This window comes from Streptomyces sp. NPDC001796 (assembly GCF_042892355.1).
In the GTDB taxonomy this organism is placed as follows: Bacteria; Actinomycetota; Actinomycetes; order Streptomycetales; family Streptomycetaceae; genus Streptomyces.
The window spans coordinates 53,568-67,931 of record NZ_JBIAUC010000016.1 but is presented as its reverse complement, the minus strand read 5'-3'; the positions used below and the strand labels follow the sequence as shown (position 1 = coordinate 67,931).

Sequence of the window (14,364 nt, the reverse complement as noted above, 5' to 3'; positions counted from 1 at the left end):
GTCTCATTCTCCGGATCGTCCGTCCCCATTCGCTGGGTCCACTGCCTGAAGGACACCGGGAAGCGCCTGGAGCAACGCCTGAACCTCGTCGTCGCCGAGGTTCAGCGGCGGCATCAGCCGTACGACGTTCGGGGCGGGCGCGTTCACCAGGAAGCCGGCGTCCTGAGCCGCCTGCTGCACCTGCGGGGCGAGCGGCTCGGTGAGCACGATACCCAGCAGAAGGCCCGCGCCCCGGACATGTTCGATCAACGGGTGGCCCAGAGACTCGATTCCGTCGCGCAGCTTCTCGCTCTGCCGCTTGACGTTCTCCAGCAGGCCCTCGGCCGCGATGGTGTCGAGCACGGCGAGACCGGCGGCACACGCGACCGGGTTGCCGCCGAAGGTCGTGCCGTGCTGGCCCGGCTGGAGCAGCTCCGCGGCGCGGCCGAAGGCGACGGTGGCGCCCAGCGGCAGTCCGCCGCCGAGGCCCTTGGCGAGGGTGACGACGTCCGGCAGGACACCCTCGTGGGCCTGGTACTCGAACCAGTGCCCGGTACGGCCGACGCCGGTCTGGACCTCGTCGAGCACGAGCAGCGCCCCGGTGGCGGCGGTGATCGCGCGGGCCGCCTTCAGGTATCCGGCGGGCGGGACCACGACCCCGTTCTCACCCTGGATCGGCTCGATGACGACGAGTGCCGTCTCCTCGGTGACCGCGGCGGCCAGGGCCTGCGCGTCGCCGTAGGGGACGTGGGTGACGTCGCCGGGCAGCGGCAGGAACGGCTCCTGCTTGCCGGGCTGGCCGGTCAGCGCGAGGGAGCCCATGGTGCGGCCGTGGAAGCCGCCCAGGGTGGCGACCATGTGCCGGCGGCCCGTCAGCCGGCCGATCTTGAAGGCGCCCTCGTTGGCCTCTGCACCCGAGTTGCAGAAGAAGACCTTGCCGTCGCGTCCGAACAGCTGCAGGAGCCGTTCGGCGAGGGCGACGGGCGGTTCGGCGATGAACAGGTTGGAGACGTGGCCGAGGGAGGCGATCTGCTTGCTCACGGCCTCGACGACCGCGGGGTGGGCATGGCCGAGCGCGTTGACCGCGATGCCGCCGACGAAGTCGAGGTACCGGTTGCCGTCGGCGTCCCACAACACGGCGCCCTCACCACGGACGAGGGGCAGCCGTGGGGTGCCGTAGTTGTTCATGAGCGCGCCCTGCCACCGCGCGGTCAGTTCCTCGTTGCTCACGACTCCCCCTGTTCGTCCGGCTTCTCGTCGGGCACGACCATCGTGCCGATGCCTTCGTCGGTGAAGATCTCCAGCAGGATCGAGTGCTGGACCCGGCCGTCGATGACGCGGGCGGTGTTGACGCCGCCCCGCACTGCGTGCAGACAGCCCTCCATCTTCGGAACCATGCCGGAGGACAACTCCGGCAGCAGCTTCTCCAGTTGGGAGGCGGTCAGACGGCTGATCACCTCGTCGGAGTTCGGCCAGTCCTCGTAGAGGCCCTCGACGTCGGTGAGGACCATGAGGGTCTCGGCGCCCAGTGCCGCAGCGAGTGCCGCAGCCGCCGTATCAGCATTGACGTTGTAGACATGTCCGTCGTCCTGACTGCGGGCGATGGAGGAGACGACCGGGATACGGCCGTCGGCGAGCAGGGCCTCGATCGCGCCCGTGTCGATCTGGGTGATCTCGCCCACCCGTCCGATGTCGACGGACTTGCCGTCGATCTCGGGCGTGTGCTTGGTCGCGGTGATGGTGTGCGCGTCCTCGCCGGTGAGGCCGACGGCCAACGGGCCGTGCTGGTTGAGCAGCCCGACCAGTTCGCGCTGCACCTGCCCGGCAAGCACCATCCGTACGACGTCCATGGCGTCCTCGGTGGTGACCCTCAGGCCCGCCTTGAACTCGCTGACGATGCCGTGCCGGTCGAGGGCGGCGCTGATCTGGGGGCCGCCTCCGTGCACGACGACCGGCTTGAGGCCGGCGTGCCGCAGGAAGACGACGTCCTGCGCGAACGCGGCCTTCAGCTCCTCGTTCACCATGGCATTGCCGCCGAACTTGATGACGACGATCTTGCCGTGGTGACGGGTCAGCCAGGGCAGCGCCTCGATGAGGATCTTGGCCTTGGGCAGCGCGGTGTGTTTGCGCGTCGTGCCGGTCTTGGGAGAAGTGTCGCTCATGAGGAGTACGCGCTGTTCTCGTGGACGTAGTCGGCGGTGAGGTCGTTGGTCCAGATGGTGGCGGTCTCGGCGCCGGCGGCGAGGTCGGCCACGATGTGGACCTCGCGGTAGCGCATGTCGACCAGTTCGCGGTCCTCGCCGACCGAGCCGTTCTTGCACACCCACACGCCGTTGATGGCGACGTTGAGCTGGTCGGGTTCGAAGGCGGCCCGGGTGGTGCCGATGGCGGACAGGACGCGGCCCCAGTTGGGGTCCTCGCCGTGGATGGCGCACTTCAGGAGGTTGTTGCGGGCGATGGAGCGGCCCACCTCGACGGCGTCCTCCTCGCTCGCGGCGTTGATCACCTCCACCTTGATGTCCTTGCTGGCGCCCTCGGCGTCGCCGATGAGCTGCCGGCCGAGGTCGGCGCAGACCTCGCGCACGGCCTCGGCGAACTCGTCGTACTCGGGGGCGATCCCGGACGCGCCCGAGGCGAGCAGCAGCACGGTGTCGTTGGTGGACATGCAGCCGTCGGAGTCGACGCGGTCGAAGGTGACCTTGGTGGCGGCGCGCAGGGCCTTGTCCAGGGTCTCGCTGTCGAGGTCGGCGTCGGTGGTGAGGACGACGAGCATGGTGGCGAGGCCCGGGGCGAGCATTCCGGCGCCCTTGGCCATGCCGCCGACACTCCAGCCGTCCTTGGTCACGACGGACGTCTTGTGGACGGTGTCGGTGGTCTTGATGGCGATGGCGGCTTTCTCGCCACCGTGCTCGGAGAGCTGGGCAGCGGCGGTCTCCACGCCCGGGAGCAGCTTGTCCATGGGCAGCAGCACACCGATGAGGCCGGTGGAGCAGACGGCGACCTCGATGGCGCCCCGGCCGAGCACCTCGGCCACCTTCTCGGCGGTGGCGTGGGTGTCCTGGAAGCCCTTCGGGCCGGTGCAGGCGTTGGCGCCGCCGGAGTTGAGGACGACCGCCGAGACCTGGCCGCCCTTGAGCACCTGCTCGGACCACAGCACCGGCGCGGCCTTCACACGGTTGGAGGTGAAGACACCCGCGGCGGCGCGGCGCGGCCCGGTGTTGACCACGAGGGCCAGGTCCGGGTTGCCGTTCTCCTTGATTCCGGCGGCGATGCCCGCAGCCTGGAATCCCTTGGCTGCCGTGACGCTCACGGTGCGACTCCGATCGTCGAAAGCCCGGTGGTCTCGTCGAGGCCGAGCGCGATGTTCATGCTCTGCACGGCACCGCCCGCGGTGCCCTTGGTCAGATTGTCGATGGCGCTGATCGCGATGATGCGGTGCGCGGCGGCGTCGTACGCGACCTGCACCTGAACGGCGTTGGAACCGTAGACGGACGCGGTGGCCGGCCACTGCCCCTCGGGGAGCAGGTGCACGAAGGGCTCGTCGGCGAAGGCCTTCTCGTAGGCGGCGCGGAGCGACTCGGCGGTGACGCCGTCACGGGCCTTGGCGCTGCAGGTGGCGAGGATGCCTCGGGGCATCGGCGCGAGGGTGGGGGTGAAGGAGACGGTGACCGGTTCCCCGGCGGCCGCGCTGAGGTTCTGGATCATCTCGGGGGTGTGCCGGTGGACGCCGCCGACGCCGTACGGGGACATGGACCCCATGACCTCGCTGCCCAGCAGGTGGGGCTTGGGCGCCTTGCCCGCGCCGGAGGTGCCGGAGGCGGCGACGATCACGGCCTCGTTCCCGGCGAGCCCGGCGGCGTACGCGGGGAAGAGCGCGAGGGAGGCGGCCGTGGGGTAGCAACCGGGTACCGCGATGCGCTTGGACCCCTCCAGCGCAGCGCGGGCACCCGGCAGTTCGGGGAGGCCGTAGGGCCAGGTCCCGGCGTGCGGGGAGCCGTAGAACCGCTCCCAGTCGGCCGCGTCCTTCAGCCGGAAGTCGGCACCCATGTCGATGACGAGGACGTCGGGCCCGAGCCGCTCCGCGACGGCGGCGGACTGCCCGTGGGGCAGGGCGAGGAAGACGACGTCGTGCCCGGAGAGGGCCTCTGGAGTGGTCTCGGCGAGCACCCGGTCGGCGAGGGGCAGCAGATGCGGCTGGAGCGCACCGAGCCGCTGGCCGGCGTTGGAGTTGCCGGTCAGGGCGCCGATCTCCACCTCGGGGTGCGCGAGGAGCAGGCGCAGCGCCTCTCCGCCCGCGTATCCGCTCGCTCCGGCGACTGCGGCACGTACCGTCATGGAACCTCCTCCTGGATGGCATGACTATACGTATCGCCGCACGTTTATGCAATCCAGTAGATCGGGTCCCATGATGGAGCCGCGTGGCGGATGCGATCAGGCGGTGCCTTGCTCCCTGGGCAGCATGATCGTGCGGGAGACGACGAAGGTCACCGGAATCGCCGCGGCGGAGGCGAGCAGCGGGGCGAACCGGCTCCCGGCGTGCAGGACGTCGACGATCACGTAGACACCCACCGTGGTGATCACGAAATTGGTGGCGTTCGTCAGCGGGAACAGCAGGAATTTCCTCCAGGTCGGCCGCGTCCGGTAGGTGAAGCGTGCATTCAGGAAAAAGCTGCCGATCATGCTCAGGATGAACGCGAGAATATGCGCGGCAAGGTACGGCAAACGGGTGAGGAACAACAGGTAAAGGCCGTAGTACGTCATGGTGTTGATGACGCCCACCACGGCGAAGGTGACGACCTGCCCCATGATGGGGCGCGTACTGGTGGTGGCCATCAGGGAATGAGGTCCTTCGCGGTGCCGCGGGGCTCGCCGGCCCGCGTCCGCTCCACATTCGTGGCCTTCACCAGGAAGTGCGGGCGGCCCTTCACCTCGTAGTAGATACGGCCGGTGTACTCACCGATGACCCCGAGCATGATCATCTGCACGCCCGCGAGTGCGGTGACGGCAGTGATCATCGTGACATAGCCGGGTGTCTGCACACCGTGGATGAGCGCGGCGCCCACGATCCATGCCGTGTACAGCCCGGCGCACAGCAGCAGGCCCATGCCGAGGTAGAGCGCGGCGCGCAGCGGCCTGTTGTTGAAGGAGAGCAGTCCGTCGAGGCCGTAGTTGAGCAGGCTCCGGAAGCTCCATGAGCTGCGGCCGTGCTCACGTACGGCGTTCTCGTACTCGAAGGTGGTGCTGGGGAAGCCCACCCAGGCGAACAGGCCCTTGGAGAAGCGGTTGTACTCGGTGAGGGCGAGGATCGCGTCCACCACGCGCCGGGACAGCAGACGGAAGTCGCCGACGCCGTCCACGAGCTCCACGTCGACGAGCCGGTTGATGAGCCGGTAGTACAGGCGGGCGGTGACGGTGCGGGTGATCCGGTCACCGCTTCTGGTGCGCTTGGCGATGACCTGGTCGTAGCCCTGTTCGCTCAACTCCACCATCCGCTTGATCAGCTCCGGCGGGTGCTGCAGGTCCGAGTCCATGACGACCACGCAGTCCCCCGAGGCGTGGCGCAGACCGGCGAGCAGGGCCGCCTCCTTGCCGAAGTTGCGGCTGAAGGAGACGTACCGCACCCGTGCATCGAGCTCGCCGAGCTGCTTCAGGACTTCGAGGGTGCGGTCCCGGCTGCCGTCGTCCACGTACACGAACTCCATGTCGTGACCGAGCGGAAGGAGCTCGTTCGCGACCTTCTGGACCACCTCGTGGAAGCGTCCGATGACTTCTTCCTCGTTGTAGCAGGGTGCGACGATCGAAATGAGCATGGCTGTTCCCTTGGGGACGCGGTCAGAGAGCGTGGGTCGTGCGCTCGAGCGGTCGGGTGGTCGGGGGCGGTGCCGGTCGGCCCGTGGCGCGCCGCCGCCGGACGGCGGTGAGGACGCCGAGCACGATCAGGGCCAGCAGCGAGGTGGCCCCGACGGCCGTGCCCAGCCGCAGCCCGGGCGGATGGAACGTGCAGGTGAGACTGGTGGAGGAGCCGTCGAGAGGCACGGCGATCAGCCCGTGGTAGTTCCCCGCGGGTACGGCCGGAGCGTTCCCCGCGGCGCACCGCCAGCCTGCGATCCGGGGTGCCGCGACGACGGCGGTCCCCTTGCTGCCGGCGGGGACCGTGGCCCGGATCGTGCCGTCGGAGACGGTCACCTCGGTGGCGCCGGTGGCCTTGAGCCCCTCCACCGTGGTGTGCAGCCGGGCGGTGTCCAGGCAGCCGACCGCACCGTCGGGGACGACGCTCGTCCAGTCGGGCGACAGCTCGATCCGCACGCGGCCCGAGGCCGGTGCCTCGCCGAGCCGCTGCATGGCGGCGATCCTGGTGACGGGGCGGCTGGACGTGAACCGCCCGATCGTGCCCGGCGGGGCGCCGGCGAGCGTTGCGGTGCCCGAGTAGTACGGCGCCCACAGGTACACCTCGCTGCGCGCCGGGCACCGGGCCGTGATCGTCGGCTTGCCTGCGGCGCTCCCGGCCGCCGGCGGTTCGACGACCAGGCCCGGCCGGTCGTCGTGGCTGCGGGCCGACGGCTTCCCGTCGCCCGTGCGCACGGTGAGCGCGGGCAAGGTGTAGACGCGGGCGCCCAGCAGCATCTCCTGGTTGCGGTACGGCGACGGCCCGAAGGCGGACACGCCTGTCCGCGCCTGGTCGAAGGTGCCGGACGACCGGACCGTGACCAGCGGCGGTACCTCCTGCCGGGACACGGTCACCGGGCCGCCGCCGCGCGGATTCCACCACTGATGCGGGTCCGGCGGGGAGTGCACCCGCGCGCCGACGGAGAAGATCACGTCCGTGACGGCGTTGTCCAGGCTCTGCAGGCTCCGGCCGCGTGAGGTCCAGCCGCCGCCGAGGGCGGTGAGCATGCGGTTGAGGACGTCGGAGGTGAGGCTGCTGTAGTACTGGGCGCCCTGGCCGCCCACCAGCATCGGGTCGTTGGCGACGGTCTGCTCCCGGCCGGGGTCGGTTCGGTACCGGGGCCAGCCGTCGGCCTGGGCGATCGCCTCCGCCTGCTGCTCCTGGCGCGTGCCCCAGGGCGCGTAGTCGTCCAGGTGCTCGAGCCGCTGCCGGGTGGCCTCGGCGGAGGTGGCGGCGGCCTCGCCGAACTGCCCGCCGAGGAGCAGCACCACGGCCAACCCGGCCAGTGCGGTGCGGCGCCTGCTGCCTGCTCGGCGCCCACCGTCCGCGCGGCCGAGCAGGGCCAGCCCGCCGAGCGCGCCCACGACGGCGAACAGCAGCACCCACCAGGTGGTGGACTTCACGAGAGCGCTTCGGCTCGCGACGGCAGTGATCAGTGCGAGCAGCGCACCCGCCGGGGCCAGCGCTCGCCAGTCGGGCGCGCCGTACGAGAGCGAGTGCCACGCGGCGATCACGAGCAGCGCGCACAGGACGAAGGCCTGGCGGTACGAACTGCCCTGAGGCTCGGTGAAGGCGTGCCAGGCCAGCTGGGTCGGCGCCCACTGCATCGACAGCACCATCGCGGCCACCAGGAGCGGCCAGCCCACGCGCACCCGCCGGGGAACCGCCCGGTGGAACGGCAGGGCGAGGGCGAGCAGTAGCGCGGTGACGCCCACATAGACGGCCGGCGTGCTGAAGTTGTACGTCGTCGGCAGCAGTCGGGCCAGCAGGTCCCGCGCCGCCACCGGCACGAAATGCCCGTAGGTGCCCGGGGAGGCGTGCTTGGTGCCGAAGTACACGACCATCACCGACGGTGCGGCCAGGCCCATGCCGAGTACCACGGTGAGGACGGCGCGGCCCGCCGCCCCCAGCGCCCGGCGGCGCGGAAGTCCGGCGAGCAGCAGCCGGAGCAGCAGCACCAGACCGGCGCCGAGGGTGGCCATGTACGCGGTGTAGAAGTTGGCGGTCCAGGCGAGCGCCACGACCAGCACGCCGAGGACCCGGTGTCGTCCGTTCAGCACCCATTCGCCGACCAGGCACAACAGTGGCAGGGCGATGAGCCCGTCGAGCCACATCGGGTTGTACACGGCGGACGCCACGCTCCAGCCGCACAGGGCGTAGGAGGTGCCCAGCAGCCCCGCGGCCCACCAGCGGCCGGGACGCAGGGTGAGCAGCAGCCAGGCCATGGCGGCGCCGGCGCACGCCGTCTTCAGCACCGTGATCACATAGACCGCGAGGTCGATCTCGTCGCGCGGGAACAACGCCACAAGCAGGGCGAACGGGCTGCTGAGGTACGTGCCGAGGTCGGGCAGGAAGCTGGAGCCGTACCCGGACTGCCAGTTGAGGAGAAGACCTCCGTCGCCCCTTCCGTGCAGCAGGTCCCACAGGTGCGCGTGGAACGGGACGTACTGGTTGCCCAGGTCGTTGACGCTCCGGGTGCGGGGGCCGAACGGGTAGCTGCGGGCGACGGCGTCGGCCGCGCAGAACGCGGCGGTGGTGAGGACCGCGGCGAGCAGGGCGCCGGCCGGCCGGGGTCCGGCCGGGCGCGGCAGCCGGAGCCGCGCCCGGCGGTCGTGCCGAATGGTGAGCTTCACACCCTGTTCCTGTTCGGTCGGCGCCGTATGTCCCCGTGAGCGGTGTCACGTGCACGAAGAGAGCCGACTGAGGGAAATACAGCGACTGCCGCGAATACCGGAGAAACGTCCGGTGAACGTGCAATGAACAGGGTCGAACACATCATTCTCGGCAAGCTCCGGAGAATTCAGGACGCATGGCGTCCTACCTGGGAATTCATTCCCAGGATCGTCATGGATTCGCCGGTTAGACTGGCAGTGTTTCCGAATGGTTGCGGCACCGCCAGAGAAATAAAGAATGAATTCCGAATTTCAGTCGGGTGTCGTGCGGAGGTTCACCCGGCGCGGTGCCCCGGCCGCGGCGGTGCCCGTCAGGCTCGTCCGGGCATGCTCACCGGGCATCGCTTGACCTGGAGCACGCTCCAGGTTCTACGGTCTTGTCATGACCCGCGGACAACCCCTCCCGCAGGATCGGCAGCCGACCCTGACCATCGCCCAGGTCGCCGAGCGCACCGGCCTCTCGCACGACACCCTGCGCTACTACGAGCGGGCGGGCCTGATCGAGCGGGTCGGCCGGACCACCGGCAACCAGCGGCGCTACGACGCGGCCGACCTGGCCTGGTTGGAGTTCCTGCTGCGGCTGCGGGAGACGGGCATGTCGATCGCCGACATGCAGCGCTTCGCGCGGCTGCGGGCGCAGGGGGACGCCACGGTCACGGACCGGCTGGCGATGCTGCGGGAGCACCGCGCGGAGCTGGCGGAGCGGATCCGCGCACTGCGCCGCAACGCGGCCGCGCTGGACGACAAGATCGACCACTACGAACGGCTGCTCGGCGACATGCCCACGCAGCCGGGAACGGATGAGCGGACATGAGCGAGAGCACCACCCGTGACGAGCGTTTCGCCCACGGCCTGGAGGTCCTGAGGAAGGTCGACGGCGAGGCCGGGCAGCGGGTCGTCGACTCGCTCGCCGACATCAGTCCCGAGCTCGGTCACCAGATCGTCTCCTGGGCCTTCGGCGACATCTACGACCGGCCCGGGCTCGCCCCCCGCGACCGTCAGCTGGTGACGCTGGGCATGCTCACCGCGCTCGGCGGCTGCGAGGCCCAGCTCGATGTGCACGTGAACGCGGCACTGAACGTGGGCCTCACTCCCGAGCAGATCGTCGAGGCCCTGCTGCACTCGGCGGTGTACTGCGGCATACCGAAGGCGCTGAACGCGACCTTCGCCGCGAAGAAGGTCTTCGCCGAGCGCGGGCTGCTGCCGCTGGGGCAGCAGCCCGCGCAGACCGCGGCTACCTCTGCTTGATCCTGAGGAAGCTGATCGAGTTCGCCGGGAAGGTGTACGTGAACTTGTCGGCGACCCCGCTGAAGGTGGACGTGACCGGTCAAGGGGAGCTGTTCGAAATATCGGATATTGGTCAGCACTTCGAACGGCAAGATAGAGAGGGGGCATGATCGCGTCAATGGGGCGTGCGGGGACGGGAGGAGACAGTGCGATGACGGCGGGCGCCTTCTGGCCGGTTCCGGACGTTCTGACTCATCTGACCGGATGTTGGCACGTGGAGCGTGCCGTGCGGGATCTCGCGAGCGACGAGGAAGGCCGGTTCAGCGGGACGACGGTGTTCTCGCCGCGGGAGGGCGGCGGTCTGCTGCACCACGAGTCCGGCACGTTCCTCTGGCGGGGTGCGTCCCGGCCCGCCGAGCGGACGCTGCTGTTCCTGCCCGGCGCCTCGCCCGGCGCCTCGGACGTCGCGTTCGCGGACGGCCGCCCGTTCCACGACCTCGACCTCACGACCGGCCGCCACGTCGCCGAGCATCCGTGCGCGGCAGACCTCTACCGAGGCGAGTTCACCGTGTACGACGAGGACCGCTGGCGCACGGTGTGGCGGGTCGGCGGGCCCGCGAAGGACCTCGTCCTGACCACCGACTACACACGCGAGCGCCGGTCTCCGGGAAGGTAGGAGGGCTGAGGTGACACGGCCTCGAGGCGCAGGTTCCAGCGGCCCCCGTGCCCGGCCAGGGTCACGGTCGACAGGGGTCGGACGTCGATGTTCCAGTACGACGACGGCTGCGCCCTCAGCGCGTACACCAGGGCCGCCCGCACCACCGACGGCTCCGCCACGGCGACGATACGGCTGCCGTCCTCCACGGGGCGCGTGTCCAGCCAGCCGCCCACGCGGGAGATGAACGCCAGCAGCGACTCACCGCCGTGCGGAGCGGAGCGCGGGTCCGCGAGCCAGGCGTCCACCGCCGAGGGCTCCCGGGCCATCGCCTCGCCCAGCGTGAACCCGCGCCAGCGGCCCATGTCGCAGTCCCGCAGCGCCGGTTGCACCAGCGGCGCGTACCCGAGCGCGTCCCCGGTGGCCCGGCTGCGTGGTGTGGGCGAGCAGTAGCGCAGCTCGGCCGCCGCCAGCGGTACCAGGTCGGGGGCGACACGTTGCACCTCGTCCCAGCCGGCCTGGTCCAGCGGCCGGTCGTCCTCGAAGCGCTCCGCGAGCAGCGAGGAACTGCGCGCGGCGGCGACGAACGTGACCCGAAGATGCATGCGGCGATCGTCGAGCGCGCAAGTGCGCAGGTCAAGAGGGATTACTCAGGAGTTACCAACGGTATCGCCGACGTCACACACGGACCTTGTTCGACGTGTCGAACCGATGCACCATCCACTGGTCCGGCCGGTCGAGCGGCTCGAACCCGAGCTTGGCGTAGACCCCGTGCGCATCGTGCGTCGCCAGGAGGACGCGGCGCAGCCCGAGCGGGGCGAGATGGTCGCGGACGGCGCCGACCAGGGCGGTGCCGATGCCCTTGCCGCGCACCGAACGGTCGACGTAGACATCGCAGAGCCAGGCGAAGGACGCCTCGTCGGTGACCACGCGCGCGTACGCCACCTGCTCGCCCGAAGCGGTGTCGTACACCCCGAAGTTGAGGGAGTTCGCGACCGCGCGCTCGTGTTTCTCCCGGGGCCGGTCGATCGCCCAGTACGCGTCGGTCGCGAGCCAGTGGTGGGTGCGGTCGATGTCGATCCGGGCGGAGTCGGCGGAGAATTCGTAGCCGTCCGGGAGGCCGGGCGCGTCGGTGGTGGCTGTCATGACGGGAGACTCGCAGGTCGGGGCAGTGCTGTCGAACGAATTCGGGCGGATGGCGTGTGCTAGCGGGTCAGGGACACCTCGTCGCAGGCCGTGCGCAGGCGGCGTACGCCCTCGGCGATCTCTCCTTCTCCCGCGGCGGCCGCGAAGCTCAGCCGCAGGTGCGGGGCCGGGGGTTCGGCGCTGAAGTAGGGGCGGCCGGGGGTGACCGCGACGCCGGCGCGCAGGGCGCCCGCGATGAGGGCGGACTCGTCGGTGCCCTCGGGCAGGCGCGCCCAGAGGTGGTAGCCGCCGGACGGGACGTACGGCAGGGCGAGTTCGGGCAGATGCAGGCGCAGGGCGGCGGTCATCGTGTCGCGGCGGTGCTTCAACTCGGTGGCCACGGCACGCAGATGCCGGGGCCAGGCGGGCGAGCCGACGAGTTCCAGCGCGGCCTCCTGGAGGGGTCGGGGCACGAAGAAGGTGTCGACGATCTGGATGGCGCGCAGCCGTTCCAGGACCGGACCCCGGGCGGCCAGGGCGCCGACCCGGAAGCTGGGCGAGGTCGCCTTGGTCAGGGAGTTGACGTGCACGACGACGCCGTCGAGGTCCTCGGCCGCCAGCGGGGGCGGCAGGGGGCCGGCGTCCTCGTGCACCAGCCGGCGGACGAAGTCGTCCTCGATCACGAACGCTCCGGCGTCGCGCGCGATGCGCAGCACCTCGCCTCGGCGTTCGGGGCCGAGGACCGCACCGGTCGGGTTCTGGAACAGCGGCTGGCAGACGACGACACGGGCGCCGGTCGCGCGGAACGCGTCCGCGAGCAGGGCGGGCTTGACCCCGCCCGCGTCGACCGGCACGGGTACGGGCCTCAGGCCGGCCGCGCGGGCGATGGCGAGCATGCCGGGATAGGTGGGCGACTCGACCAGGACGGGGGCGCCGGGCGGTGCGAGGGCCCGTAGCGCGGTGGTCAGCGCCGACTGGCCGCCCGCGGTGATCAGTACGTCGGCGGCGGTCGTCGCGCCGCCGATGCCCCGCGCGAACCACTCGCGCAGTTCGGCGACGCCCTCGACGGGCGGGCGGGCCCAGACGCCGGGGCGGCGGCCGGCGCGCGACAGGGCCGCGGCCATGGCCCGCTCGGGCTGCAGCGAGGGGTGCAGATAGCCGCCGGTGAACTCGATGACACCGGCGGGCGGGGCGGCCAGCGAGACGACCACTCCGGACGCGTCGACGCTGCGCGGCACGAGCTCGGCGGAGGCATCGGCGCTGAGCGCGACCTCCTGCCAGGCGGTGTCGCCCACGGCCGGGGACGCCGCCCGCGGCTCCGCCCGGAAGGCCCCGGCTCCGGGGCGCGTGACCACCAGCCCCTCGGCGGCCAGCTGGGCGAGCGCGCGCGACACGGTCACCGGGCTCACCCGGAACCGCTCGATGAGCGCACGGCTGGACGGCAGCTTCTCTCCGGGTGAGTAGCGCTTCAACTCATGCCGGAGGCAATTCACCAGTTCGGCCACACTGCTACCCTCTTGCATGAGGACTCAGGATAGCGCTACTCCCCTTACTGCGATAGCAGTGACTGCGGCCGTCACGGAGGCCGACACGGCCCGCCGCCGCACCGGCACCCTCCAGGCCGCCCTCGGCGTCGTCGCCTTCTCACTCACCTTTCCCGCCACCGCCTGGGGGCTCGAAGGGTTCGGCGCCTGGTCGCTCGTGGCCGCGCGCAGTGTGCTCGCCGCCCTCATCGCGGGCGGGTGCCTGCTCGCGCTCCGCGTGCCGGTGCCCGCGCGGGCCCACTGGGCGGGGCTCGCCGTGGTCGCGGCCGGCGTGGTGCTCGGCTTCCCGCTGCTGACCACCCTCGCCCTCAAGACCTCGACCACCGCGCACGCCGCCGTGGTCGTCGGGCTGCTTCCCCTGACCACCGCACTCCTCTCCGCGCTGCGCGTCCGCACCCGGCCCTCCCGCACCTTCTGGCTCGCCGCCCTCGCCGGCGCCGCCGCCGTCATCGCGTTCACCGTGCAGCAGAGCGGCGGCGCGCTGACCGGCGCGGACGCCTACCTCTTCGGCGCCCTGCTGATCTGCGCCGCCGGCTACACCGAGGGCGGCCGGCTGGCCCGGGTCATGCCCGGCTGGCAGGTCATCGGCTGGGCCCTGGTGCTCTGCCTGCCGCTCACCGTGCCCGCCGCGGCCGTGGCGCTGTCGTACGAGCCGGTCCACCTCACCGCGCACGGCGTGGCCGGGCTGCTGTGGGTGGCGGCCGGATCGCAGTTCCTCGGGCTGGTCGTCTGGTACCGGGGCATGGCCGCCATCGGCATCCCCAAGGCCAGTCAGTTGCAGTTGGCCCAGCCCCTGCTCACACTGGTGTGGTCGGTACTGCTCCTCGGTGAGCACCTCACCCCGGCCGCACCGCTCACGGCCGCCGCGGTCCTCGTGTGCATCGCGATGACCCAGCGGGCGCGGGGCTGACCGGGGCGGGGGCGGACCGGGACGTCCGGCGCCACCGGCCGCGGCTCGCGGCCGCGGCGAGTGAGCCGAAGGCGCTGTAGCCGCCCGGAGGCGAGCCGCCTTGAAAAGGGGACCGACACTCCCGCTACGCGACGAGGAGGGCCCAACAGATGCGCGCAACTGTGGGCGACAAGCTGGTGCAGCACGGCAGGATCGTCGGGCAGCACGACAAGGTCGGCGAGATCGTCGAAGTGATGGGCACGGACGGCAACCCGCCGTACCGCGTCCGCTTCCAGGACGGGCACGAAGGGGTGTGCTCACCCGGCCCGGACACCGAGATCCGTCACAAGGAGGACGCCCGCCGGCCGATCGGACAGTAGAGGCCG

Annotated in this window: 15 protein-coding genes; 5 read left to right on the top strand and 10 right to left on the bottom strand. The window is 71.2% G+C overall.

Annotated elements, in window-relative coordinates; genetic code table 11:
* Positions 1-3 precede the first annotated feature (3 nt).
* From ACFYZE_RS26950 to ACFYZE_RS26920, 7 genes are all read right to left on the bottom strand, one after another.
* Positions 4-1,209: an acetylornithine transaminase gene (locus ACFYZE_RS26950; protein ID WP_388999150.1), complete on the bottom strand. Its 1,206-nt coding sequence runs from the start codon at positions 1,207-1,209 to the stop codon at positions 4-6.
* On the bottom strand, positions 1,206-2,141 hold the full coding sequence (argB, locus tag ACFYZE_RS26945) for an acetylglutamate kinase (protein WP_388999147.1): 936 nt from the start codon (positions 2,139-2,141) through the stop codon (positions 1,206-1,208). Before argB ends, ACFYZE_RS26950 begins: the two co-directional genes overlap by 4 nt.
* Positions 2,138-3,289: a bifunctional glutamate N-acetyltransferase/amino-acid acetyltransferase ArgJ gene (gene argJ, locus ACFYZE_RS26940; protein ID WP_388999144.1), complete on the bottom strand. Its 1,152-nt coding sequence runs from the start codon at positions 3,287-3,289 to the stop codon at positions 2,138-2,140. Before argJ ends, argB begins: the two co-directional genes overlap by 4 nt.
* Entirely contained in the window at positions 3,286-4,314 is a 1,029-nt protein-coding gene (argC, locus tag ACFYZE_RS26935) for an N-acetyl-gamma-glutamyl-phosphate reductase (RefSeq protein ID WP_388999141.1), read from the bottom strand. The genes argJ and argC overlap by 4 nt, the downstream gene beginning before the upstream one ends.
* A gap of 96 nt (positions 4,315-4,410) precedes the next feature.
* Complete coding sequence (locus ACFYZE_RS26930) at positions 4,411-4,812, bottom strand: GtrA family protein (protein WP_388999138.1); 402 nt, start codon at positions 4,810-4,812, stop codon at positions 4,411-4,413.
* Complete coding sequence (locus ACFYZE_RS26925; RefSeq protein ID WP_388999135.1) at positions 4,812-5,789, bottom strand: glycosyltransferase family 2 protein; 978 nt, start codon at positions 5,787-5,789, stop codon at positions 4,812-4,814. The genes ACFYZE_RS26930 and ACFYZE_RS26925 overlap by 1 nt, the downstream gene beginning before the upstream one ends.
* A 22-nt stretch (positions 5,790-5,811) precedes the next feature.
* Positions 5,812-8,499, bottom strand: coding sequence for a YfhO family protein (locus ACFYZE_RS26920; protein ID WP_388999132.1), 2,688 nt, complete (start codon positions 8,497-8,499; stop codon positions 5,812-5,814).
* 421 nt (positions 8,500-8,920) lie between these two features.
* On the opposite strand from ACFYZE_RS26920, the gene ACFYZE_RS26915 reads away from it, so the two are divergent.
* The 3 genes from ACFYZE_RS26915 to ACFYZE_RS26905 all read left to right on the top strand — a co-directional run bounded on the left by ACFYZE_RS26915 (position 8,921) and on the right by ACFYZE_RS26905 (position 10,441).
* Positions 8,921-9,352, top strand: coding sequence for a MerR family transcriptional regulator (locus ACFYZE_RS26915; RefSeq protein ID WP_388999129.1), 432 nt, complete (start codon positions 8,921-8,923; stop codon positions 9,350-9,352).
* Positions 9,349-9,786 carry a carboxymuconolactone decarboxylase family protein gene (locus ACFYZE_RS26910; RefSeq protein WP_388999126.1) on the top strand — a complete coding sequence of 146 codons (438 nt, stop codon included), beginning with the start codon at positions 9,349-9,351 and terminating at the stop codon, positions 9,784-9,786. The genes ACFYZE_RS26915 and ACFYZE_RS26910 overlap by 4 nt, the downstream gene beginning before the upstream one ends.
* Before the next feature lie 190 nt (positions 9,787-9,976).
* The gene (locus ACFYZE_RS26905) at positions 9,977-10,441 is read left to right on the top strand and encodes a DUF6314 family protein (RefSeq protein WP_388999122.1); all 465 of its coding nucleotides are present in this window, start codon (positions 9,977-9,979) and stop codon (positions 10,439-10,441) included.
* Here ACFYZE_RS26905 and ACFYZE_RS26900 read toward each other — a convergent pair.
* The 3 genes from ACFYZE_RS26900 to ACFYZE_RS26890 all read right to left on the bottom strand — a co-directional run bounded on the left by ACFYZE_RS26900 (position 10,408) and on the right by ACFYZE_RS26890 (position 13,068).
* On the bottom strand, positions 10,408-11,025 hold the full coding sequence (locus ACFYZE_RS26900; protein WP_388999119.1) for a histidine phosphatase family protein: 618 nt from the start codon (positions 11,023-11,025) through the stop codon (positions 10,408-10,410). The two genes, ACFYZE_RS26905 and ACFYZE_RS26900, sit on opposite strands and share 34 nt — an antisense overlap.
* 73 nt (positions 11,026-11,098) lie before the next feature.
* Positions 11,099-11,566: a GNAT family N-acetyltransferase gene (locus tag ACFYZE_RS26895; RefSeq protein ID WP_388999116.1), complete on the bottom strand. Its 468-nt coding sequence runs from the start codon at positions 11,564-11,566 to the stop codon at positions 11,099-11,101.
* 59 nt (positions 11,567-11,625) lie between these two features.
* Positions 11,626-13,068 carry a PLP-dependent aminotransferase family protein gene (locus tag ACFYZE_RS26890; protein WP_388999113.1) on the bottom strand — a complete coding sequence of 481 codons (1,443 nt, stop codon included), beginning with the start codon at positions 13,066-13,068 and terminating at the stop codon, positions 11,626-11,628.
* On the opposite strand from ACFYZE_RS26890, the gene ACFYZE_RS26885 reads away from it, so the two are divergent.
* Complete coding sequence (locus ACFYZE_RS26885; RefSeq protein ID WP_388999110.1) at positions 13,067-13,999, top strand: DMT family transporter; 933 nt, start codon at positions 13,067-13,069, stop codon at positions 13,997-13,999. The genes ACFYZE_RS26890 and ACFYZE_RS26885 overlap by 2 nt on opposite strands.
* Positions 14,000-14,148: 149 nt before the next feature.
* A complete protein-coding gene (locus ACFYZE_RS26880; protein WP_388999107.1) occupies positions 14,149-14,358 on the top strand; it encodes a DUF1918 domain-containing protein in 210 nt (69 codons plus the stop codon).
* Positions 14,359-14,364: the final 6 nt, after the last annotated feature.

Bases quoted from the DNA above. Each gene is read 5' to 3' on its own strand.
- argB (WP_388999147.1), bottom strand. From the start codon at position 2,141: ATGAGCGACACTTCTCCCAAGACCGGCACGACGCGCAAACACACCGCG.
- argC (WP_388999141.1), bottom strand. From the start codon at position 4,314: ATGACGGTACGTGCCGCAGTCGCCGGAGCGAGCGGATACGCGGGCGGA.
- ACFYZE_RS26930 (WP_388999138.1), bottom strand. From the start codon at position 4,812: ATGGCCACCACCAGTACGCGCCCCATCATGGGGCAGGTCGTCACCTTC.
- ACFYZE_RS26925 (WP_388999135.1), bottom strand. From the start codon at position 5,789: ATGCTCATTTCGATCGTCGCACCCTGCTACAACGAGGAAGAAGTCATC.
- ACFYZE_RS26915 (WP_388999129.1), top strand. From the start codon at position 8,921: ATGACCCGCGGACAACCCCTCCCGCAGGATCGGCAGCCGACCCTGACC.
- ACFYZE_RS26910 (WP_388999126.1), top strand. From the start codon at position 9,349: ATGAGCGAGAGCACCACCCGTGACGAGCGTTTCGCCCACGGCCTGGAG.
- ACFYZE_RS26905 (WP_388999122.1), top strand. From the start codon at position 9,977: ATGACGGCGGGCGCCTTCTGGCCGGTTCCGGACGTTCTGACTCATCTG.
- ACFYZE_RS26900 (WP_388999119.1), bottom strand. From the start codon at position 11,025: ATGCATCTTCGGGTCACGTTCGTCGCCGCCGCGCGCAGTTCCTCGCTG.
- ACFYZE_RS26895 (WP_388999116.1), bottom strand. From the start codon at position 11,566: ATGACAGCCACCACCGACGCGCCCGGCCTCCCGGACGGCTACGAATTC.
- ACFYZE_RS26885 (WP_388999110.1), top strand. From the start codon at position 13,067: ATGAGGACTCAGGATAGCGCTACTCCCCTTACTGCGATAGCAGTGACT.
- ACFYZE_RS26890 (WP_388999113.1), bottom strand. From the start codon at position 13,068: ATGCAAGAGGGTAGCAGTGTGGCCGAACTGGTGAATTGCCTCCGGCAT.
- ACFYZE_RS26880 (WP_388999107.1), top strand. From the start codon at position 14,149: ATGCGCGCAACTGTGGGCGACAAGCTGGTGCAGCACGGCAGGATCGTC.